This is a genomic window from Streptomyces sp. NPDC029216 (assembly GCF_040648015.1).
GTDB lineage: Bacteria > Actinomycetota > Actinomycetes > Streptomycetales > Streptomycetaceae > Streptomyces.
On the sequence record NZ_JBEZWL010000051.1, the window covers coordinates 1 to 21,005 of the forward strand.

The window sequence follows — 21,005 nt, forward strand, 5'->3', positions numbered from 1 at the left end:
GGGCGCAAGACCTCGTACTGGGCGTACTCGGTCTTGCGCCCGGTGCGGCGAGAGTGCGTGCCAGGCGTCGCGGGGCAGACGGGACTTTGACGACAGACCCTAGGAGCGCAGGAAGGCGCGGACCCCGGCCGAGGTGGCGTCGTCGCCGAGCAGGTCGTTGTGCTTGAGGCAGCCGACGGCCGTGTTCAGGGCCCCGGCGAGCGGGACGCTGCCGTCGGGGTTGACCACCTCGTCGCAGTCCGACCAGAAGGTCGCGTACTTCACCTCGCCCGGGGTCTCGTCGCCGGAGGCGAGGTTCTTGACCACGTACGAGCCCGGGGTCATATCGCGGCAGGCCTGGTCCCACAGGGCGCAGGCCCAGGCGGTGGAGGTGCCGTGGTTGGGGCCGGCCAGCGAGACCCAGTGGTCCACGGCCGCCGTCCCGCCGCCGTACTTGACGTACCAGCGGCTGACGAGCGAGCCGAAGGAGTGCCCCACGACGTCCACCCGGGCGGCGCCGGTCTGCCGCCGCACGTCGTCGACGTAGGCGGCGAGACGGCCGGAGAGGACCTCGTTGACGGACTGGTGGGTGTCGTAGCCGAAGGAGAAGAGCTCGGAGTCCGCGTACCCGTCGGCCCGCAGGTCCTCGCGGAGGGATCCCCAGACGCCGGGGTCGGCGTTGTAACCGTGGACGAAGACCACCGGATTGCGGGCGGCGGCGGCCGGCGCGCCGACGGGGGCGGCGTGGGCCGGAACGGGTGCGACGAGGGTGAGGCAGAGGGTCAGGAGCGCCAGGAATCTCTGGCGGGGCGTCAGCATCGGGTCCCCTTTACCTTGTTACGCACGGGTAGCGCGGATGGTGCGCGCATGGTGCTGCCTGTCGGTACAGAAATCCACCCCCGTGCAGCACGTACGCCCCGTACGCCACGCCCCAGCCGGAGCATTCCAGCGGGCGGTATGCCCCATTGACCCGAGAAGATATGAATTGCGACCGGCATCCGCCGGTCCCTTCTGCACCAGCGCTCTCGGGAGGACCTGCCGTGACCGTCAGTCTTGAGCAGTTGCGCCGCTGCCACGTCGCCGTCGACCTGGGAGCCGCGAGGACCCGCGTCTACGTGAAGGGCGCCGGACTGGTCGTCGACGAGCCCAGCGTCGCCGCCGTCAACACCCGCACCGGCGCGCTCATCGCCGTCGGCACCTTCGCCGAACGGATGACGGGCCGCACGCCCGACTACATCCGCGTCGTACGCCCCGTCTCCGGCGGCACCGTCGTCGACATCGAGATGGCCCAGCGGATGCTGCGTCACCTCCTGGGCGAGAAGCTGCGCCGCGCCCTGCGCCGCAAGCCCCGGCTGCGCGCCGCCTGCTGCACCCCGCACGACGCCGACCCGCTGGCCCAGCGCGCGGCCGTCGAGACGATGGTCGGACTCGGGGCACGGCGCGTCGAACTGGTCGACACCCTGATCGCGGCGGCCGTCGGCTGCGGCCTGCCGGTGGAGCAGCCGACCGCGACGATGATCATGGTGTGCGGGGCGGCGGCCACCCAGGTGGCGGTCCTCTCCCTCGGCTCCATCGTCACCGCCGAGCGGATCCCCGTCGGCGGCGAGGCCATCGACCACGCGGTGGTCCAGCACCTGCGGCACGCGCACGAGCTGATGCTGCCGAGCCAGGCCGTCCGCCCGCTCCAGCTGGCCCTGCACGGCAACGGCATCACCCCGGATGGCCCCGCCTCCACCCTGATCCACGGCCGCGACGTGGCCACCGGGCTGGCCCGCTCCGTCCACGTGGACACCGCCGCCGTCCGGAACGCCATCCACACCCCGCTGACGGCCGTCCTCGACGGCATCGGCAAGGTGCTGCGCGACTGCCCGCCGGACCTGGTCGCGGACCTGACGGACCGGGGGATCATGATGGTGGGCGGCAGCGCCCTGCTGCCCGGGCTGGACCAGATGCTGAGGGATTCGACCGGAATGCCGGTGGCCATCGCGGAACGGCCCGACGTGTGCGCCGTCCTGGGACTGGGCGCGATGCTCGAAGGGAAGATCGCCCCGATGGTTCTCAACCCGCTGGCCGAATGACGCGGGACCCTGGCGAGGGGGGTCCGGGCGCGGGTCCGGGCGTGGAGCCGGCGGCCGGTACGGGGTCGGGCGGGCTGGTCGCGGGCGGGGCGCCGTCCAGTCTGCCGGTACTGCTGGAGGCCGTCCTCAGCGTCGGCTCGGAGCTGGAGCTCCGGGCCACCCTCCAGCACGTCGTGGACTCCGCCACCGACCTGTGCGGGGCCCGTTACGGCGCGCTCGGGGTCGTCGACCCCGAGCGCGGCCGGCTGACGCAGCTGTTCACCTCCGGGATGACCGAGGCCGAACGGGCCGCGATCCCCCGGCTGCCCGACGGCCGCAGCGGCGTGCTGGGCGCGCTGATCGCCGACCCCCGGCCGCTGCGGCTGGACGACCTCACCCAGGACCCCCGCTCGGCCGGCTTCCCGCCCGGGCACCCGCCCATGCGCAGCTTCCTGGGCGTGCCGATCCGGGTGCACACCGAGGTCTTCGGAAACCTCTACCTCACCGAGAAGCACGGCGGCGACCCCTTCACCGACGAGGACCTCGCGCTGATGCGGGTCCTGGCCTCGCAGGCGGGGATAGCGATCGGCAACGCCCGGCTGTACGAGACCGCGCGCCGCCGGGAGCGCTGGATCGAGGGCGCGGCAGCCGTGACCACCACCCTGCTGGCGGGCCGCCCGGCGGCCGACGCCCTGATGTGCGTCGCCGAACGGGCGCGGCTGCTGGCGGACGCGGCGGCGGGAGTGGTGCTCCAGCCGACCCCGGAGGGCGGCATGGAGATCGTGGCCGCCTCCACGCACGGAGACCCCGGCGACCTGATCGGCACGACCATCGCCCCGGGTTCGCCGGTGCTGGTGCAGCTGCTGGGCGGGGAACCCGTGTTCATAGAGGACTCGGCGACCGACCCCCGTATGACCACGCACGTGCGCAAGCGGTTCGGTCCGAGCATGATGCTGCCGCTGCAGAGCGGCGGCCAGCTGATCGGCACCCTCGCCCTGCCCAGGGCCCGGGGCGGCCCCCCGTACGACGCGGTGGACCGGCTGCTGGCCTCCCAGTTCGCCTCGCAGGCGGCACTGGCGCTGGTCCTGGCCGACGCCCAGCACGACCGCGAACAGCTCGCGGTGTACGAGGACCGCGACCGCATCGCGCGCGACCTGCACGACCTGGTGGTGCAGCGGCTGTTCGCGACGGAGATGATGCTGGAGAGCACCCGGCGGCGCTCCTCGAACGCCCCCTCGGGGGACGTGGAGGACGTGGGCCACGAGCTGGGCCGTGCCGTGGACGAGCTGGACTCCACCATCCAGGAGGTCCGCACGGCCATCTTCGCCCTCCAGCAGCCCCCGACGGACGCCCCGACGACGTTCCGGGGGAGGGTCCTGCGGGAGACCGGCGGGGCGGCGGTCCTGCTGGGCTTCCAGCCGTCCGTGCACTTCGCGGGCGCGGTGGACGCCCTGCTCCCGGACCGCGTCACGGACGCCCTCCTGTCCACCCTCCGCACCGCCCTGGCAGCGGCCCACCGCCGCAGCGGGGTCACGACGATCGAGGTCGAGGTCGACGCCACCCCGTCCCGAGTCCGTCTGACGGTCTCGGACGACGGCCACACGGAGGCGGGCGCCAGGGGGACGACGGTGACGTGGGAGTCGGAGCTGTAGCCGGGCGGGACGGGGGAGGGCGGTGCCCGAGTGGGGCGGCCTCAGGGAGGGTTGGGGGCTTCCCGCCAGTCTCATCGTCCTTCCGCGTCGGGCCGCCCTGTCAAGGGCGCTCCCTTCGGTCGCGTCGCTTCGCGATCGCCTCGGGCGTCACCACCGCCGCCGCCAACGTCCAACCCGCCTACGACCAGCCCCGGACGGCCGCCGGACGCCAAAACCTGGGCAGCGCGTAGCGATCTGAGGCGCCCGCCGGCCCCGGATGACGATCCCTTCGTCCTCAGGTGCGGGTATCAGCCCCAGGCGGGCGGCGGACGCTGAGACGGGAGGAGCGCGTAGCGATCTGGTGCGGAGGGCGGCCCCGAAGGCCGACGATGTCGGCCCGGATGCCCGGCGAGGCGGGCCCCGACCGCCCCGCCTCATCGCTGAGGGAGCCGCATGGCCAAGGAACGACCGGCCCGTCCTTTTGGGGGTTTCCCGGCAGTCCTTGTCTTTCCGGGGCGGGACGGGCTGTCAAGGGTGGAGCGCAGCGACATCGCGAAGCGACGCGACCGAAGGGAGCGCCCTTGACAGCCCGGCCCGAACCGGAAGGACAGTGGGACTGACGGGAAACCCCCAAGGCTGCTCTGAGACCGCCCGGCTCAGGCCCCGCCCACCCCCAAACCCCCGCCCCACCGCCTACCCTGGCCGCGTGACGACCCGTCTCTCGGCCCGTGCCGCCATTGCCGCCCTCATCGACCTCGGGAGCTTCGAGGAGTTGCCCGTGCCCCGGGCGGAGGAGTACCCCGACGACGACGGGCCGCTCGGGTGGGCCGGGTACGACGCCTCGCGGGCCCGGGCCACCGCCCGGACCGGGGAGCGGGAGTCCGTCGTCACCGGTACCGCCCGGATCGGTGGCCGTGAAGCCGCCCTCATCGCCTTCGAGTTCGGCTTCCTCGGCGGCAGCCTCGGCCGCCGTACCGGTGACCGGCTGGAGGCCGCCTACGCGCACGCCCGCGAGCGCCGCCTGCCGCTGGTCTCCCTGATCGCCACCGGCGGCTCCCGCATGCAGGAGGGGATGCTCGCGCTGGCGCAGCTCCAGCGGGTGGCCCGCCAGGGCGTGCTGACCCGGGCCGCCGGGCTCCCGCAGATCGCGGTGCTGCGCGACCCCACCACCGGTGGCGGGTGGGCCACCCTCGGGGCGGGGGCCGACGTGGTTCTGGCACTGCCCGGGGCGCAGGTCGGCTTCGCCGGGTCCCGGGTGCGGCCGGCCGATGCCGATCCGGCGGCCTACACCGCCGAGGGGCAGTACGACGCCGGGCACGTCGACGCCGTCGTCCCCGCGGCGGAGCTGCCCTCGGCCGTGGCGGACTGGCTGCGGGTGCTGGCCGCGCCCCGGGCCGTCTCCCCCGTCGAACCCCCGGCCGCGCTGGGCGGCGTCACGCCCCCGCTGACCGGCTGGGACGCCGTCCGGCAGGCCCGGCACCCCGAGCGACCCCGTGCGGAGGCGTACCTGGACGCGTACTTCGAGCTGCGGCTGCCGCTGCGCGGGGACCGGGCCGGGGCCGCCGACCCGGGGATGCTGTGCGGGTTCGGGCTGCGCGGGGGCCGGGCGGTCGCGTACGCCGCCCAGTGCGGCACCGCCACCCGTCCGGCGGGCTACCGTACGGCGGCCCGCGTGATCCGCCTCGCGGACCGGCTCGGGATCCCGGTGCTCACCCTGGTGGACACCCCGGGCGCGGCCAACGACGCCGCCGCCGAGCACGCGGGCGCCGGCCCGGCCATCGCGGACTGCTTCGCGGCGGTCGCGGCGGCCACCGTACCGGTGACGACCCTGCTGATCGGCGAGGGCGGCTCGGGCGGGGCGCTGGCCCTGGCCGCGCCCGGGAACACCTGGGTGACCCCGGACGGCTACTTCTCCGTCATCGCCCCCGAGCTGGCGGCGGCCATCCTCAAGCGCCCGGCCGAAGAGGCCCCCGCCACGGCGGACCAGCTCCGCATCCGCCCCCAGGACCTGGTCGACCTCGGCGTGGCCCGGGGGATCGTCGGCCCGAAGGGCTAGACCCGAAACACCAGGCCCAAAGGGCGCCGGCTCATCCAAGCCGCCCCGGCACCCGCACCTCCACCCGGTACAGCCGCGTGACCTGCTGCGGCAGTTCGTTGTCGTCGCTGGCCAGCAGCAGCCGGACGCGGCCCGCGCCGTCCTGGCCGGTGACGGTCATGTCCTCGATGTTGTCCACGAGGGGATGGTTCTGCGGCAGCTCCGACGGGGCGCCCAGCGTCGGGCAGGTGTCGAAGTCGCCGATCGGGGTAGGCGTACTGCCGGCCCAGGACGAACTCCCCGTCCCGGCGCCGCTCCCACGTCTGGATCCGCTGGAGGGTGCGCCCCCGCGCGTCCTTGCCGTCCCCGGCCAGCGGGCCCTCCAGCGCCGCGACCAGGGTGTGCCCGCCCGGCAGGAGGGTGAGCGACTCGAAGGTCTGGTTGGCGGTGGCCCGGCCCTCGGGGGCGACGCGGAACGCCGGCGGGACGCCGGTCGAGCGCGAGCCCGGAGATGCCGCCGACGAGCTTCCCGTCGAGCTGGGCCTTGTCGAGCGAGTCGGAGTAGCCGGCGACGGACATGTACGGGGAGCAGGCCCGGTCCGCCGGGGCGGCGTCGGCCGTCGGGGCGGGCAGAACGGCAACGAACCCGCCGACTCCCGTTCACAACGGGCCCCCAGCCCCTCCCCCTACGCCTCCGGCGACCTGGCGTCGTACCGGGCGAAGGACCGCCACCGCGCGGCGAGCAGCCCCAGTACGAGCACGCACGCGAGCCCGCCGCCGGTGACGGCCACGGACGGGGAGGCGAGGTCGCCCACGGTTCCGGCCAGGAAGTCCCCGAGCCGGGGCCCGCCCGCGACGACCACGATGAACACGCCCTGGAGCCGGCCCCGCATCCCGTCCGGGGTGGCGGTCTGCATCATCGTGGAGCGGAACACCATCGAGATGGTGTCGGCGCACCCGGCCAGCGCCAGGAAGAGCAGCCCCAGCCAGAGGTTGCGGGTCAGGCCGAAGACGGCGATGGCCAGCCCCCACCCCGCGACGGACAGCAGGATGGCCAGCCCGTGCCGCCGGATCCGCCCCTGCCAGCCGGAGAAGAGCCCGCCGAGCAGCGCGCCCACGGCGGGTGCGGCGACCAGCAGGCCGACGGTCTTGGCGTCGCCGCCGTACCAGAGCACGGCGATGGCCGGGAACAGCGCCTTCGGCTGCGCGAAGATCATCGCGGCCATGTCGGAGAAGAAGGTCATCCGGATGTTGGGCGTGGTTCCGAGGAAGCGCAGCCCGTCCATCACCGAGGCCCGCCCCTTGCGCCCCTCCGGCAGCATCGCGGGCAGCCGCCACATGGCGTACAGGGCGGCGACGAAGGTCACCGCGTCGATCAGGTACGCGGCCTGGTACCCCCACCAGCCGACGATCAGCCCGCCCAGCACCGGGCCCAGCATGGTCCCGGAGGTCATGGTCACGGAGCCCAGCGCGTTCGCGGCGGGCAGCTGCTCGGGCGGCAGCAGCTTGGGGATCATGGCCGAGCGGGCCGGCCCGTTCAGCGCCCCGCAGACGGCCTGGAGGGCGACGACGGTGTAGAGCAGCCAGACGCGGTGGTAGTCGAGCAGCGCCGCGGCGGCCAGGCCGGCGGACAGCACGGTGAGCCCGATCTGGCTGTAGAGGCCGAGCTTGCGCCGGTCCACGGTGTCGGCGATGGCGCCGCCGTACAGGCCGAAGGCGACGAGCGGGACGAGCGAGAAGAGCCCGACCAGCCCGACGGAGAAGCTGGAGCCGGTGATCTCGTAGACCTGGAGCGAGATGGCCAGGGCGGTCATGGCCTGGCCCATCCAGGAGATGGTGCCGCCCACCCACAGCCGCCGGTAGTGGGCGGAGGTGCGCAGCGGGGTCAGGTCGGCGAGTATGCGTCGCTTGGGTCGGGGCGGGGAGGCGGTACCAGTCACACGGGATGGTAACCAGCCCCGTCTAGGGCGGCTCTGGAGCCCGGGAGGGTCCGTCGGGTCCTTCGCACTCCCGTCACGCGCGCCCCGTCCGGATCCGGCGTTTCAGGGCGGGGTCGCTCTTGCCGCTAACTCGCCATTATCACCCGACATTTGACCGGATCGGCGTGGCCTCCCCGCCGCCTGTTCGGCTCATGATGAAAGACTCGTATGTCCAGGGAGGCGTAGTGATCGATCCTGGCAACAGCACCACGAGCACCAGTGACACCGGCCCCGCGGGCCACAGCCTGCGCCCCGCGAGCGGTGTCACCACCCCCCTCACGGTCGGGGTGGAGGAGGAGTTCCTGCTCGTCGACGACCGCACGTTACGGGTGGTCCCCGCCGCCCCGCTCGTCCTCGCCACCGCGGCAGGGCTTCCCGCGCAGCTGCACGCCGAGGGGACCCGGTACCAGGTGGAGATCTCCACCCCGGTCGCCGACTCGGCGATCACCCTGCGCGAGGAGCTCGCCGCCCTGCGGCGGACCCTCGCCGCGGCGGCCCGCGAGCACGGCTGCCGGCTGCTGGCGGCCCCCTCGCCCGTCGTGGCCGTCGAAGGGCCGCTGCACCTGACCGACGACGAGCCGCGCCAGCGCGAGCAGCACCGCCGGTTCGGCGCGCTGACCGACACCCTGGTCAGCTGCGGCCGCCACATCCACATCGGGACCCTCGACGTGGACACGGCGGTGGCGGTGTCCAACCGGGTCCGGCCGTGGCTGCCCACGCTGATCGCGCTGGCGGCCAACTCCCCCTTCTGGGGCGGCCGTGACACGGGCCACTCCAGCTGGCGGGCGATGGCCTGGTCGGGCTGGCCCTCGGCGGGTCCGCCCCCGCACTTCGCGTCCACGGCCCACTTCCGGAGCTCGGTGCAGACCCTGCTCGGCTCCGGGGCGGCCCTGGACACCAAGATGGTCTACTGGGACCTCCGCCCCTCCGGGAACTGGCCCACGCTCGAAATCCGGGCGCCCGACATGTCCCCGGACATCGACACGGCCGTACTGCAGGCCGAGCTCGGCCGCGCCCTGGTCTCCTCGGCGCTGCGCGACATCGCGGAGCAGCGGCCCGAACAGCCCGTACGGGACGACGTACTGCGTCTCGCGCGGTGGCGGGCGGCCCACGACGGCCTGGAGGGCTTCGGCCTGGACCCGTACACGGGGGCCGAGCTCCCGGCGGCCGACCTGGCGGAGGCCCTGCTCGACCGGGTCGCCCCGGACCTGGCCGCCGCGGGCGACCTGGACCACGCGGCGCGGACCCTGGGCGGGCTGCTGCGCGGCGGGTCGGGTGCGGCCCGGCAGCGGGCGGCCTTCGCGCGCCGCCAGGACCTGACGGACGTGCTGCGCCTGCTGGTGGAGGAGACGGAGAAGTTCTAGCCGGCGCCCGCCGGAGACCGGGGCCGCAGGTGCCGACGCGCGCGCCTGCGGCCCCTTCGCGTGCCCGGTGGACGTCCGCGGCATCCGCCGCATCCGCCCCGTCCGTAACGGGCCGTAAGTCCGCCCGCGTCCGTACCGGCCTGGCCGCGCTCGTCGTCGCCGCCGCCATCGGAGGCCTGGCCGCCGTCCCGGCGCACGCCGCCTCGGAGGTGGAGCTGATGGCCGCCGACGCGCAGGCCGAGAACGGCAACGGCCCTTGTGCCCACGGCGGTTACGACGGCGGCGTAAACCAGTACAGCAGCTGCGACGGGTACGGCGGGCAGGCGCACGCCTGGTGCGCGGACTTCGTGGGCTGGGTCTGGTCGCGGCACAACGTCCAGGGCATGGCCACGCTGACCGACGCCGCCTCCAGCTTCTACGCCTACGGGGAGAAGTACGGGACGCTGTCGAGCACCCCGCACGTGGGCGACGCGGTGGTCTACGAGTACAGCAACGGCTGGGCCCAGCACGTGGCGATGGTCACCGACATCTCGGGCGGCTACGTCACCATCACCGGCGGCAACCAGCACAACATGGTGTCCACCAACACCACCACCCGCTACCGCGTGGGCGAGTCCCCCTGGGGCCAGACCATCAGCGGGTACATCTCGCCGAAGCTGCAGTCCGCCACCCCGCCGTCGGTCTCGCTGAAGGGCCTGCCGGGCACGTCCGTCTCCGGTGTCGCCCAGCTGTCGGCGGCCGTGTCCAACGGCACGTACCCGATCGCCTCGGTCCAGTACTACGTGGACGGCAAGCAGGTCGCCAAGCGGACGACCGCCCCGTACGGCTTCGACTTCGACTCCAGCTCGGTACCGGACGGCAAGCACATCGTCTCCGCCGAGGTCACCGACACCCAGGGCAACACGGGTAACTCCCGCACCCAGATCATCACCTCCAACGGCGACGCGAGCTCCACCTTCCAGGCCGACTTCAACGGTGACGGCAAGGCGGACGTCGGCGTCCTCTACAACTACGGCCAGGAGGCGGACGGCACCAACCACACCGGCCTGTGGACGTACACGAGCAACGGCACGGGCTTCAACGCCCCGGTGAAGGTGTGGGACAACATCGCCTCGGGATCCGGCTCCTGGAACTGGAGCCGCTCGAAGGTGACCACGGGCGACTTCAACGGCGACGGCAAGACCGACATCGGCGTCCTCTACAACAACGGCCAGGACACCGACGGCACCAACCACACCGCCTTCTGGACCTTCACCAGCACCGGATCCGGCTTCTCCAACCCGGTCAAGAAGTGGGACAGCACCGCCTCCTGGAACTGGAACCGCTCCAAGCTGACCTCCGGCGACTTCAACGGCGACGGCAAGACCGACGTCGGCATCCTCTACAACAACGGCCAGCAGGCCGACGGCACCAACATCACCGCCCTGTGGACCATGACCAGCACCGGCAGCGGCATCGGCGCCCCGGTCAAGAAGTGGGACAACGACGACCGCACCACCGGCTCCTGGAGCTGGAGCCGCTCCAAGCTCACGTCCGGGGACTTCGACGGCGACGGCAAGACCGACGTCGGGATCCTCTACGACAACGGCCGCCAGGCCGACGGCACCAACATCACCGCCCTGTGGACCATGACCAGCACCGGATCCGGCTTCGGCGCCCCGGTCAAGAAGTGGGACAACGACGACCGCACCACCGGCTCCTGGAGCTGGAGCCGCTCCAAGATGGTGGCCGGGGACTTCAACGGCGACGGCAAGGCCGACGTCGGCGTCCTGTACGACAACGGCCGGGACGCCGACGGCACCAACCACACCGCCCTGTGGACCTTCACCAGCACCGGCTCCGGCATCAGCGGCCCGGTCAGGAAGTGGGACTCCGGTTCCGACAGCTGGAACGCCGACTCCGCCAAGGTGACCGCCGGGGACTTCGACGGCGACGGGAAGACCGACGTCGGCGTCCTGTACGACTACGGCCACCAGGCCGACGGCGGCAGCCGGAGCGGCCTGTGGAGGTTCTCCTCCTCCGGCTCCGGCTTCAACACCCCCGTCAAGAACTGGGACTCCGGCTCCGGCAGCTGGAACTGGTTCCGCAGCGACCTCGCCTGACCCCTTCCGGGGCCGGTCTCAGAGCCACCCCCGCTGGGCGGCCCGCAGGCCGGCCTCGAAGCGGCTGGTGGCGTTGAGGCGCTCCATCAGCCCGGACATCTGGCGGCGGACGGTGCGCAGCGAGACGCCGAGCCGCTTGCCGGCGGCCTCGTCGGTCAGCCCGGAGGCCAGCAGCTTGAGGAGTTCCCGTTCGCCGGCGGTGATCCCGTCGTCCGGGGCCTGCTCGCGGGCGGCGCCCAGCGGGACGGCGGTCTCCCAGGTCTGCTCGAAGAGGGTGACGAGGGAGGCCACGATGCCGGGCGAGGTGGTGCACAGGGCGCCCAGCCGGGAGTTCGCGGGGTCGATGGGTACCACGGCGGTCTTCCGGTCGAAGATCACCAGGCGGGGCGGCAGGACCGGGCTGGTGCGGACCTGGCCGCCCCGGTCGGTGGTCCACTGGGCGTAGGCGAGGGTGGCCTGGTCGTTGCGGGCGCTGTCCTGGTAGACGGCCCGCATCTGGATGCCGCGGCTCAGCGCGTCCTCGTCCAGCGGCTTGGAGGCGTCGAGGCTGGCCTGGGACTGGGCCCCGCCCGGCATGATCGACAGGCATTCCCCGGTGAGCCCGCGGCCGAGCACCTCCAGCCGGGACTGGATGGCGTCGAGCCCCACCAGCCGCTCCGCGCCGTCGGTCTCGGTGTTGGGCCGCAGTCCCGCGAACTCGGCCACGGCGCGGGCGGCGGCCGCCTTGCTCAGTGCCAGCTCCTGCTGGCGGCGGAGCAGCTCCTCCTCCTGGCGGCGGAGGATCTGCTCCAGCCCCGCCTCGGGGCTGACGGCCCGCAGACCCCCCGTGTTCTCCCGCGAGGGAGCGAGCAGGTCGAGGTCGACGAGCCGGTCCAGCCCGTCGCGCACCTGCCCCTCGGTCATACCGAGACGGGAGCACAGTTCGGCCACTCCCCCGGTCGGATCCGCGAGCATCTCGCGGTAGACGGCCTCGACGTGTCTGTCCAGTCCCAATGCTTCCAGCATGTGTGCCCCCCGGCCCGGATGGATCCCGGCGGACAAGCGTCCGCCGACTCCAGTGATCTTAAAGCTGTGCAGGTCGGAGCCCCGAGGCGACACCAAGGTGTCAGTCACCTTGGTGCCATCGCGATCCTCTTCTGCCGGCCCGGGCGGGCGAGCAGGATGGTGTTCACCGGGACGGCGGGGCACGGAGCCCCACCCCAGGCCAGGGCCGCAAGGCCGGACCGGTACAGCGCGCAAGCCGACCGCTCCAGCCACACGTGCTCGCTCCAGGGGGATTCCATGTCTCGCACCGCCCGCCTCGTCACCACCGCCGCGCTCACCGCCCTGCTGTCCGCCACCGCGACCGCCACGGCTACGGCCACGGAGCCCGGCCCGGGCGTCATCAGCTGGGACTCGGTCCGCGCCGCCGCCCCCGCCGGCCCGAAGGTGATCAGCTGGGACTCGGCCCCGATGGACACCAAGGTCATCAGCTGGGACTGACCTCCCCCCTTCCCCGGCATTCGAAGGCGGCCCTCCGGGGCCGCCTTCGCCGCGTTATGACACGCATCACAGGGGGCGGGGCATGGACGTCGGCACCCCAGAACGCACAAGTGCCCCGGCCCGGAAACCCGGGTCGGGGCACTCAGGCGCTGCCGAAACGTTTCTGCTGGACAGGCCTCGCGGTGGGGCGGGTGGGACTCGAACCCACGGCCGACGGATTATGAGTCCGCTGCTCTAACCGGCTGAGCTACCGCCCCTTCACGGCGTGGCGCGTACATGTGTGCGCGCCGTCTGCCGCAGCATAGCCGCTCATACGATCTCCTGCCTCGGATGCCTCGCATGATCGGCTTCGCATGTTCAGAGAGACCGCGCTGGAAGCTGCCCGGTTCCCGTTCGGGCAAAAAGAAAGAGGACCCGATCGGGTCCTCTTCCCTTCTTGCTCCCCCGACTGGACTCGAACCAGTAACCTGCCGGTTAACAGCCGGCTGCTCTGCCAATTGAGCTACAGGGGACCGAGCTCCCCCGACTGGACTCGAACCAGTAACCTGCCGGTTAACAGCCGGCTGCTCTGCCAATTGAGCTACAGGGGATTGCTGCGGTGCCACGAACAGCCCACCTCCGGCCTTGCCGGGGGGCGAGCGCCCGTTGCGAGTCATAGATTAGCGCAAGCAGGGGGGTGCTCCGCCAATCGGTATCGCCAGCCGGCCGGGCACCGACACGACGAAGGGTGGCAGGCATGCGGTACAAGGTCACGTTCCTCGCCGGAGTGGCCCTCGGGTACGTAGTGGGTACGGCCGCGGGACGGGAACGCTACGAGGAGATGAAGAAGTCCGCCCGGCGGCTCGCGCAGAACCCGGTGGTGCGCAACGCCGCCGAGACCGCGGGCCAGAGCGGGCGGGCGTTCGCGGGGAAGGCGTTCGCCGCCGTGGGCGACAGGGTCGGCGACGCACTGCCGCCGTCCGTGGTGAGGCGGGTGCCCGGGCTGCGGGAGCGGGGACAGGGCTACGAGGACGAGTGGGGAACCAGCAACACCTGAGTCTCCTGGGAGGGGCACCCGGTGGGGCAGAATTCTCCGCATGGGGATAGTCGCCGGGCTGGACAGCTCTTCCGCCTTCACTCGCATCGTCGTCTGCGACACGGACACGGGCGCCGTGCTGCGCCAGGGCTACGCACCCCATCCGCCGTCCGCGGGCGAAACGGTGCCCCATGAGACCGACCCCCAGGCCTGGCTGCTCTCGCTCGGCGAGGCCGCCGGCGGCGGGCTGCTGGAGGGCGTCCAGGCCATCGGGGTCTCCGCGCAGCAGCACGGTCTGCTGCCGCTGGACGCGCAGGGCGGGCTGGTCCGGCCCGCCCTGGTGGGCAACGACAAGCGCGGCCAGGTCGCCGCGGCCGATCTGGTCGAGGCGCTCGGCGGGAAGGCCGCCTGGACGGCGGCCGTGGGTTCCGTCCCGCACGCCGCGCAGCCGATAGCGAAGCTCGCCTGGCTGGCCCGTACCGAGCCCGAGGCCGCGCGCCGGGTGTCGGTGCTGCTGTCCCCGCACGACTGGCTCGTCTGGCAGCTGCTGGGCCGGCCCGCCCGCCGCACCACCGACCGGGGCGCCGCCTCCGGGACCGGGTACTGGTCGGCGGCCACCGGCGCGTACCGCCCGGACCTGGTCGAGCTGGCGCTCGGGCACCAGGCGCTGCTGCCCGAGGTGCTCGGGCCCTGCGACGTCGCCGGGGTGACCCCGGAGGGGCTGCTGATCTCCGCCGGGACCGGGGAGACCACGGCCGCGGTGCTCGGGCTGGGCCTGGGCCCGGGGGACGCGGTCGTCTCGCTGGGGGCCTCCGGTTCGGTGATGGCCGTGCACCACGAGGCGCTCGTGGAGCCGAACGGCCTGATCACCTCCCTCGCCGACGCCGGCGGCATGCACCTGCCGGTGGTGAACACCTCCAACGCCGTACGGACCCTGCGCGGCACCGCCGACATGCTGGGCACCGACCTGGAGGGGCTGAGCGCGCTCGCGCTGAAGTCGACTCCGGGCGCGCACGGGCTCGTACTCCTGCCGTACCTGGAGGGGGAGCGGACCCCGTACCTGCCGCACAGCGCCGGGACCCTGTCCGGGCTGCGCCGCGACTCCATGAAGCCGGAACACCTGGCGCGGGCCGCCTTCGAGGGGATGCTGTGCGGGCTGGTGGACGCCCTCGACGTGCTGCGGCACCGGGGCGTCGGCATCCGGCGGGTGTTCCTGCTGGGTGCGGCGGCCGAGCTGCCCGCCGTACAGGCCGCCGCTCCGGGGCTGTTCGGGACGCAGGTGGTCGTGCCCGCTCCGGCGGACTACGCGGCTCTGGGCGCGGCCCGGCAGGCGGCGTGGGCGCTGGGGGTGCAGCAGGGCACGCTGGCCCCGCACACCCCGCCGCTGTGGCCTGCCCCGGCCGCCCAGGTGTTCGAGCCGGGCGAGGAGTTCGCGGCCTGGCAGGCGGTGCGTCAGCAGTACGTCACGACGCGGGAGCAGCTGCACCCAGGGGCCTTCTGAACCGCGGATGACAGGAGTCGTACCCGGTCCGCAACCCCTTGCGGGTCCGGGTTCTGGCAGCAAGGGGACCTTGGCACGAAGAGGCCTACTCCTTTTGTCCCGGCTTTGCGAAAAGCGGTAGGGATCAAGCCTCCGCTTGGCACAAGATGGAGTGAACCCCCTCGATCTTTGCTACCGGAGCCTGCGCGTGCTCATACGACTTCTGCGGACGTACCTGCGTCCGCACCGGAAACCCATCGCCGCACTGGTGCTGCTGCAACTCCTGCAGACCAGTGCGAGCCTCTACCTGCCCACGCTCAACGCCGACATCATCGACCACGGTGTCGTCAACGGTGACACGGGATACATCCTGCGCTTCGGCGCACTGATGCTCGGTGTCTCGCTCGTCCAGCTCGCCTGCAACGTCGGGGCCGTCTACTTCGGTGCGCGGACCGCCGCCGCGCTGGGCCGGGACGTCCGCGCCGCCGTCTTCGACCGGGTGCAGAGCTTCTCCGCCCGGGAGCTGGGCCAGTTCGGCGCGCCGTCGCTGATCACCCGTACGACCAACGACGTCCAGCAGGTCCAGATGCTGGCGCTGCTGACCTTCACGCTGATGGTCTCGGCGCCGATCATGTGCGTCGGCGGCATCGCCATGGCGCTCTCCCTGGACGTGAAGCTGTCGGGCGTCCTGCTCGCGGTGGTCCCGGTCCTGGGCATGTCGGTCGGCGCGATCGTCTGGCGGACGCGTCCGCTGTTCCGCCGGATGCAGGAACGCCTCGACGTGGTCAACCGGGTGCTGCGCGAGCAGATCACCGGCAACCGCGTGATCCGCGCCTTCGTCCGCGACGGCTACGAGGAGGAGCGTTTCCGTGGCGCGAACTCGGAGCTGACCGGCGTCTCGCTGGCCTCGGGCAGGCTGCTCGCGCTGATGTTCCCCGTGGTCCTCCTGGTCGTGAACATCTCCAGCGTCGCCGTCATCTGGTTCGGTGCGATGCGCGTGGACGGCCGGGAGATGGAGATCGGCCAGCTCACGGCCTTCCTCGCCTACCTGATGCAGATCGTGATGGCCGTGATGATGGCCACCTTCATGTTCATGATGGTGCCGCGCGCCGAGGTCTGCGCCGAGCGCATCCAGGAGGTCCTGGACACCGACTCCAGCGTGGTCCCGCCGGCCGACCCGGTGCGCACGCTCTCCCTGCGCGGCCAGCTGGAGCTGCGCGGCGCCGACTTCCACTACCCGGGCGCCGAGGTTCCGGTGCTGCGCGGGGTGGACCTGGTGGCCCGCCCCGGCGAGACCACCGCGGTGATCGGCTCCACCGGCAGCGGCAAGTCCACGCTGCTGGGCCTGGTGCCCCGGCTGTTCGACGCGACCGGCGGCGAGGTGCTCGTCGACGGTGAGGACGTGCGCCGGCTGGACCCGCAGCTGCTGGCCAGGACGGTCGGCATGGTCCCGCAGAAGCCGTACCTGTTCTCCGGGACGGTGGCCTCCAACCTGCGCTACGGGCGCCCGGACGCGACCGACGAGGAGCTGTGGCAGGCCCTGGAGGTGGCCCAGGCCAAGGAGTTCGTCTCCGCGCTGGAGGGCGGCCTCGACGCGCCGATCACCCAGGGCGGTACGAACGTCTCCGGCGGCCAGCGCCAGCGTCTGGCGATCGCCCGCACGCTCGTGCAGCGCCCGGAGATCTACCTGTTCGACGACTCCTTCTCGGCCCTGGACTACGCCACGGACGCGGCGCTGCGCGCGGCGCTGGCCCGTGAGACGGAGGAGGCGACGGTGGTCATCGTCGCGCAGCGGGTCTCCACGATCCGCGACGCAGACCGGATCATCGTCCTCGACGAGGGCCAGGTGGTCGGCGAGGGCCGTCACCACGAGCTGATGGCCGGCAATGAGACCTACCGGGAGATCGTGCTCTCCCAGCTGACGGAGGCGGAGGCCGCATGAGCGGGCCCGGAGGACGGATGATGATGGGCTCGCCCCAGAGGTCCATGGACTTCAAGGGGTCGGGCAAGCGGCTGCTGGGCCAGCTGGCCCAGGACAAGGCGAAGCTGTGGGGCATGGTCGCGGCCGTGGTCGGCAGCGTCGGCTGTTCGGTGGTCGGGCCGAAGATCCTGGGCGAGGCCACGGACCTGGTGTTCGCGGGGATCGTCGGCCGGGAGCTGCCGAAGGGCCTGACGAAGGAGCAGGCGCTGGAGGGGCTGCGCGCCCAGGGGCACGGCGGCATGGCGGACATGCTGGCGAGCAGCGACTTCACTCCGGGCGAGGGCATCGACTTCGGTGCCGTCGGGGTCGTGGCGCTCTGGGCGCTGGCGGTCTTCGTGATGGCGGCGCTGCTGATGCTGGTCGCGACGAGGCTGTCGAACCTCGTGCAGAACGGCATGGTGTACCGGATGCGCGAGGAGCTCCAGGCGAAGCTGTCGCGGCTGCCGCTGTCGTACTTCGACCAGCAGAAGCGCGGCGAGGTGCTGAGCCGGGCGACGAACGACATCGACAACATCGGGCAGACGCTCCAGCAGACGCTGGGTCAGCTGATGAACTCGCTGCTGACGATCGTCGGCGTGCTGGCGATGATGTTCTGGATCTCGCCGCTGCTGGCCCTGGTCGCGCTGGCGACCGTGCCGGTGGCCATGGTGGTCGCGGCGAAGATCGGCAAGAAGTCGCAGCCGCAGTTCGTGGCGCAGTGGAAGAGCACCGGCGCGCTGAACGCCCACATCGAGGAGATGTACTCCGGCCACGCGCTGGTGAAGGTCTTCGGGCGGCAGAAGGAGTCGGCGGAGGTCTTCGCCGAACAGAACGAGGAGCTGTACCGGGCCTCGTTCAAGGCGCAGCTGGTCAGCGGCATCATGCAGCCGGTGATGTTCTTCATCTCGAACATCAACTACGTGCTGGTGGCGGTCGTCGGCGGTCTGCGGGTGGCCTCGGGCACCCTGTCGATCGGTGACGTGCAGGCGTTCATCCAGTACTCGCGCCAGTTCTCGATGCCACTGACGCAGGTGGCGTCGATGGCGAACCTGGTGCAGTCCGGCGTCGCCTCGGCGGAGCGGGTGTACGAGCTGATGGACGCGCCCGAGCAGGAGCCGGACGCCGAGGTTCCGGAGCGTCCGGAGGAACTGCGCGGACAGGTCGTCCTCGACAAGGTGGCCTTCCGCTACGAGCCGGACAAGCCGCTCATCGAGAACCTGTCGCTGCGCGTGGAGCCGGGGCAGACGGTCGCGATCGTCGGCCCGACGGGCGCGGGCAAGACCACGCTGGTCAACCTGCTGATGCGGTTCTACGAGGTCACCGGCGGCGAGATAGCCCTGGACGGGGTGGACATCGCGAAGATGACCCGCGAGGAGCTGCGTTCGGGGATCGGCATGGTCCTCCAGGACACCTGGCTGTTCGGCGGGACCATCGCGGAGAACATCGCCTACGGCGCCTCGCGCGAGGTCACGCGCGCGGAGATCGAGGAGGCGGCGCGGGCCGCGCACGCGGACCGGTTCGTCCGTACGCTGCCCGACGGCTACGACACGGTCCTCGACGACGAGGGCGCGGGTGTCAGCGCGGGCGAGAAGCAGCTGATCACCATCGCCCGGGCGTTCCTGTCGGACCCGGTGATCCTGGTCCTCGACGAGGCGACGAGCTCGGTGGACACCCGTACCGAGGTGCTGATCCAGAAGGCGATGGCGCGCCTCGCGCACGGCCGTACGTCCTTCGTGATCGCGCACCGGCTGTCGACGATCCGCGACGCCGACGTGATCCTGGTGATGGAGAACGGCTCGATCGTGGAACAGGGCACGCACGAGGAGCTGCTGGACGCGGACGGCGCGTACGCGCGGCTGTACGCGGCGCAGTTCGCGCAGGCGGTGGCCGAGGTCGACTGACCGGCCGCGTACGCGCACGGGTGGGGGCGTCCTTCGGGGCGCCCCCTTCCCGTTGCGGTGCGGGGTTCAGTCGAGGTAGCCGCGCAGCTGGTCCGCGAAGGCGTGGTCGCGGAGCTTGGCGAGGGTCTTGGACTCGATCTGGCGGATCCGCTCGCGGGTGACGCCGAAGATCCGGCCGATCTCCTCCAGGGTGCGCGGCCGGCCGTCGGCGAGCCCGTAGCGGAGCTGGACGACCTTGCGTTCGCGTTCGCCGAGGGTCGACAGGACGGCTTCGAGGTGTTCGCGCAGCAGGAAGAAGGCGGCGGACTCCATGGGGGAGGCGGCGTCGCCGTCCTCGATGAGGTCGCCGAGCGCGACGTCCTCCTCCTCGCCGACGGGGGCGTGCAGGGAGACCGGCTCCTGGGCGAGGCGCAGCACTTCCAGGACCCGTTCGGGGGTCAGTTCCAGGTGGAGGGCGACCTCTTCGGCAGTGGGTTCGTAGCCGCGTTCCTGGAGCATCCGGCGCTGGACGCGGATGACGCGGTTGATGAGCTCGACGACGTGGACGGGGACGCGGATGGTGCGGGCCTGGTCGGCGAGGGCCCGTGACATGGCCTGGCGGATCCACCAGGTCGCGTAGGTGGAGAACTTGTAGCCGCGCGCGTAGTCGAACTTCTCGACGGCCCGGATCAGCCCGAGGTTGCCCTCCTGGACCAGGTCGAGCATGGTCAGGCCGCGGCCGACGTAGCGTTTGGCGACGGAGACGACCAGCCGCAGGTTGGACTCGATGAGGCGGCGTTTGGCCATCCGGCCCATGACGACGAGTTTGTCGAGGTCGACGGCGAGCTGGGAGTCGAGGTCGGTGGCGCCGCCGAGTTTCTCCTCGGCGAAGAGTCCCGCTTCCACCCGCCGCGCGAGTTCCACCTCCTCGGCGGCGGTGAGGAGCGGGATCCTGCCTATCTCGCGCAGGTACTGGCGGAAGAGGTCGGCGGAGGGGCCGCCCGTGCCGGGGCCGGCCTGTCCGCGGCCGGGCTGCGGGGGTGCCGGCTCGATGAGTTCGAGCACCTCGGGTTCGTCGTCCCCGGCCTGCTCCGCGGCGTCGCGGGCGGCTGCGTCTGCGGTTTCGTCCACGGCCTCGACCTCGGCCTCTGCGGTTGCGACTTCACCGGCGTGGAAGGGGCTGCCGGCGGGGTGGCTCACGTTCACGGTCAGGGTCCGGGTCTGCACGGGGGCGACCTCCAGGGGCTCCGAGGACGGTGGCACCGCACCTCAGTGTGGGGTACGGCACATCGCCGCCACGAGGGGCGTGCGGGCACTTTCTGGGCCCGCTGCGTGACCGGATGGTTACCCCCCGGCGGCAACCCCGATGCGGATCGGACTCATGTCCGAGACGATCGGGGGCCGCCCGCGCCGGGCCCGTGCAGGGCGTCCGGTCAGGCCATCCAGAAGAAGACGGCCGTCATCCGCTTGTCCTCCAGGGTGCTTCCCCAGTAGCCGGTGGCGCTGTGGATCAGGTCGGCGGAGTACAGCAGGAGGCGGTTGTAGCGGTGGGGGACGCGGAGGTCCTCGGTGAAGGAGTCCCCGGGGCTCTGGCGGTAGAAGCTGGTGCCGCAGTCCTCGGGGATGCCGGGGGTGAGGTAGAGCACGGCGGCGTAGCGGCACCCGGTGCGGGAGTCGGTGTGCGGGCGGGACTCACACTCCCCCTCGCCGACGACCTGGACGCAGTTGTGGTGGAAGGTGCCGGCGCCGGAGGGGTCCTCGGCCCAGATCCGCTTCGCCCCGGTGGCCCGCCGTACCAGCTTCTCCACGCGGGCGAGTTCGGCCGGTTCCAGGGCGGGCATGGCCCGCAGCCCGGGCCAGGGCTCGGGCTTGTGCGGGGCGCCCTGGACCCAGTCGCCCTTGGCGAGGCAGCGTTCCCGTACGGCGTCCACGTCGGGCAGTACGTCGTCCAGCACCCAGTAGTCACGGCCGCGGGCGGGCTTGCGGCAGGGCAGCACGGGAAGGGTGTGCGGGGGTCGAAGTGACATGCGCGGAACGCTAG

General features: G+C 72.3%; 16 protein-coding genes, 3 tRNA genes and 1 pseudogene. 10 read left to right on the forward strand and 10 right to left on the reverse strand.

The annotated features are described in order from the left end of the window. Nucleotides 1-99 precede the first annotated feature (99 nt). Nucleotides 100-798 carry a triacylglycerol lipase gene (locus tag AB0F18_RS19600; RefSeq protein ID WP_362062199.1) on the reverse strand — a complete coding sequence of 233 codons (699 nt, stop codon included), beginning with the start codon at nt 796-798 and terminating at the stop codon, nt 100-102. 221 nt (nt 799-1,019) lie between these two features. Between AB0F18_RS19600 and AB0F18_RS19605 the strand changes: the two genes are divergently transcribed. From AB0F18_RS19605 to AB0F18_RS19615, 3 genes are all read left to right on the forward strand, one after another. Next, nucleotides 1,020-2,057 carry a rod shape-determining protein gene (locus tag AB0F18_RS19605; RefSeq protein WP_362062202.1) on the forward strand — a complete coding sequence of 346 codons (1,038 nt, stop codon included), beginning with the start codon at nt 1,020-1,022 and terminating at the stop codon, nt 2,055-2,057. Next, entirely contained in the window at nt 2,054-3,688 is a 1,635-nt protein-coding gene (locus tag AB0F18_RS19610) for a GAF domain-containing protein (protein WP_362062205.1), read from the forward strand. Before AB0F18_RS19605 ends, AB0F18_RS19610 begins: the two co-directional genes overlap by 4 nt. Nucleotides 3,689-4,373: 685 nt before the next feature. Continuing rightward, a complete protein-coding gene (locus AB0F18_RS19615; protein ID WP_362062208.1) occupies nt 4,374-5,723 on the forward strand; it encodes a carboxyl transferase domain-containing protein in 1,350 nt (449 codons plus the stop codon). 31 nt (nt 5,724-5,754) lie between these two features. On the opposite strand, the gene AB0F18_RS19620 is transcribed toward AB0F18_RS19615, so the two are convergent. From AB0F18_RS19620 to AB0F18_RS19630, 3 genes and pseudogenes are all read right to left on the reverse strand, one after another. Beyond that, nucleotides 5,755-5,901 carry a hypothetical protein gene (locus tag AB0F18_RS19620; protein ID WP_362062312.1) on the reverse strand — a complete coding sequence of 49 codons (147 nt, stop codon included), beginning with the start codon at nt 5,899-5,901 and terminating at the stop codon, nt 5,755-5,757. Nucleotides 5,902-5,974: 73 nt separating this feature from the next. After that, nucleotides 5,975-6,343 (reverse strand): annotated as a pseudogene (locus AB0F18_RS19625) (esterase-like activity of phytase family protein); the annotation flags it as partial. A 45-nt stretch (nt 6,344-6,388) separates the two neighbouring features. Then, the gene (locus AB0F18_RS19630; protein WP_362062211.1) at nt 6,389-7,642 is read right to left on the reverse strand and encodes an MFS transporter; all 1,254 of its coding nucleotides are present in this window, start codon (nt 7,640-7,642) and stop codon (nt 6,389-6,391) included. 224 nt (nt 7,643-7,866) lie between these two features. Between AB0F18_RS19630 and AB0F18_RS19635 the strand changes: the two genes are divergently transcribed. Then, nucleotides 7,867-9,045, forward strand: coding sequence for a glutamate--cysteine ligase (locus AB0F18_RS19635; protein WP_362062214.1), 1,179 nt, complete (start codon nt 7,867-7,869; stop codon nt 9,043-9,045). Between the two features lie 29 nt (nt 9,046-9,074). After that, complete coding sequence (locus tag AB0F18_RS19640) at nt 9,075-11,147, forward strand: FG-GAP-like repeat-containing protein (protein WP_362062217.1); 2,073 nt, start codon at nt 9,075-9,077, stop codon at nt 11,145-11,147. 18 nt (nt 11,148-11,165) lie between these two features. Here AB0F18_RS19640 and AB0F18_RS19645 read toward each other — a convergent pair whose 3' ends face one another. After that, entirely contained in the window at nt 11,166-12,152 is a 987-nt protein-coding gene (locus AB0F18_RS19645; RefSeq protein ID WP_362062220.1) for a LuxR C-terminal-related transcriptional regulator, read from the reverse strand. A 276-nt stretch (nt 12,153-12,428) separates the two neighbouring features. Here AB0F18_RS19645 and AB0F18_RS19650 point away from each other — a divergent pair, with 276 nt between their 5' ends. Beyond that, nucleotides 12,429-12,629 (forward strand): hypothetical protein, encoded by a 201-nt coding sequence (locus AB0F18_RS19650; RefSeq protein WP_362062223.1) that lies wholly within the window; start codon nt 12,429-12,431, stop codon nt 12,627-12,629. A 183-nt stretch (nt 12,630-12,812) separates the two neighbouring features. On the opposite strand, the gene AB0F18_RS19655 is transcribed toward AB0F18_RS19650, so the two are convergent. From AB0F18_RS19655 to AB0F18_RS19665, 3 genes are all read right to left on the reverse strand, one after another. Beyond that, nucleotides 12,813-12,886, reverse strand: a tRNA-Ile gene (locus AB0F18_RS19655). Nucleotides 12,887-13,068: 182 nt separating this feature from the next. After that, nucleotides 13,069-13,141, reverse strand: a tRNA-Asn gene (locus AB0F18_RS19660). 5 nt (nt 13,142-13,146) lie between these two features. Continuing rightward, nucleotides 13,147-13,219: transfer RNA gene (locus tag AB0F18_RS19665), tRNA-Asn, on the reverse strand. Between the two features lie 146 nt (nt 13,220-13,365). Here AB0F18_RS19665 and AB0F18_RS19670 point away from each other — a divergent pair. The 4 genes from AB0F18_RS19670 to AB0F18_RS19685 all read left to right on the forward strand — a co-directional run bounded on the left by AB0F18_RS19670 (nt 13,366) and on the right by AB0F18_RS19685 (nt 18,985). Then, entirely contained in the window at nt 13,366-13,665 is a 300-nt protein-coding gene (locus AB0F18_RS19670; RefSeq protein ID WP_362062226.1) for a YtxH domain-containing protein, read from the forward strand. Nucleotides 13,666-13,705: 40 nt separating this feature from the next. Beyond that, on the forward strand, nt 13,706-15,145 hold the full coding sequence (locus AB0F18_RS19675; RefSeq protein WP_362062229.1) for an FGGY family carbohydrate kinase: 1,440 nt from the start codon (nt 13,706-13,708) through the stop codon (nt 15,143-15,145). A 187-nt stretch (nt 15,146-15,332) separates the two neighbouring features. Then, on the forward strand, nt 15,333-17,066 hold the full coding sequence (locus AB0F18_RS19680) for an ABC transporter ATP-binding protein (protein WP_362062232.1): 1,734 nt from the start codon (nt 15,333-15,335) through the stop codon (nt 17,064-17,066). Further along, on the forward strand, nt 17,063-18,985 hold the full coding sequence (locus AB0F18_RS19685; protein WP_362062235.1) for an ABC transporter ATP-binding protein: 1,923 nt from the start codon (nt 17,063-17,065) through the stop codon (nt 18,983-18,985). The genes AB0F18_RS19680 and AB0F18_RS19685 overlap by 4 nt, the downstream gene beginning before the upstream one ends. 66 nt (nt 18,986-19,051) lie before the next feature. Here AB0F18_RS19685 and AB0F18_RS19690 read toward each other — a convergent pair whose 3' ends face one another. Together AB0F18_RS19690 and AB0F18_RS19695 are read right to left on the reverse strand one after the other, a co-directional pair. Continuing rightward, nucleotides 19,052-20,227 (reverse strand): RNA polymerase sigma factor, encoded by a 1,176-nt coding sequence (locus tag AB0F18_RS19690; RefSeq protein WP_362062238.1) that lies wholly within the window; start codon nt 20,225-20,227, stop codon nt 19,052-19,054. Between the two features lie 170 nt (nt 20,228-20,397). Then, nucleotides 20,398-20,991: a DUF6445 family protein gene (locus tag AB0F18_RS19695; RefSeq protein ID WP_362062241.1), complete on the reverse strand. Its 594-nt coding sequence runs from the start codon at nt 20,989-20,991 to the stop codon at nt 20,398-20,400. Nucleotides 20,992-21,005: the final 14 nt, after the last annotated feature.

Bases quoted from the DNA above. Each gene is read 5' to 3' on its own strand.
- AB0F18_RS19600 (WP_362062199.1), bottom strand. From the start codon at position 798: ATGCTGACGCCCCGCCAGAGATTCCTGGCGCTCCTGACCCTCTGCCTC.
- AB0F18_RS19610 (WP_362062205.1), top strand. From the start codon at position 2,054: ATGACGCGGGACCCTGGCGAGGGGGGTCCGGGCGCGGGTCCGGGCGTG.
- AB0F18_RS19645 (WP_362062220.1), bottom strand. From the start codon at position 12,152: ATGCTGGAAGCATTGGGACTGGACAGACACGTCGAGGCCGTCTACCGC.
- AB0F18_RS19650 (WP_362062223.1), top strand. From the start codon at position 12,429: ATGTCTCGCACCGCCCGCCTCGTCACCACCGCCGCGCTCACCGCCCTG.
- AB0F18_RS19670 (WP_362062226.1), top strand. From the start codon at position 13,366: ATGCGGTACAAGGTCACGTTCCTCGCCGGAGTGGCCCTCGGGTACGTA.
- AB0F18_RS19675 (WP_362062229.1), top strand. From the start codon at position 13,706: ATGGGGATAGTCGCCGGGCTGGACAGCTCTTCCGCCTTCACTCGCATC.
- AB0F18_RS19685 (WP_362062235.1), top strand. From the start codon at position 17,063: ATGAGCGGGCCCGGAGGACGGATGATGATGGGCTCGCCCCAGAGGTCC.
- AB0F18_RS19695 (WP_362062241.1), bottom strand. From the start codon at position 20,991: ATGTCACTTCGACCCCCGCACACCCTTCCCGTGCTGCCCTGCCGCAAG.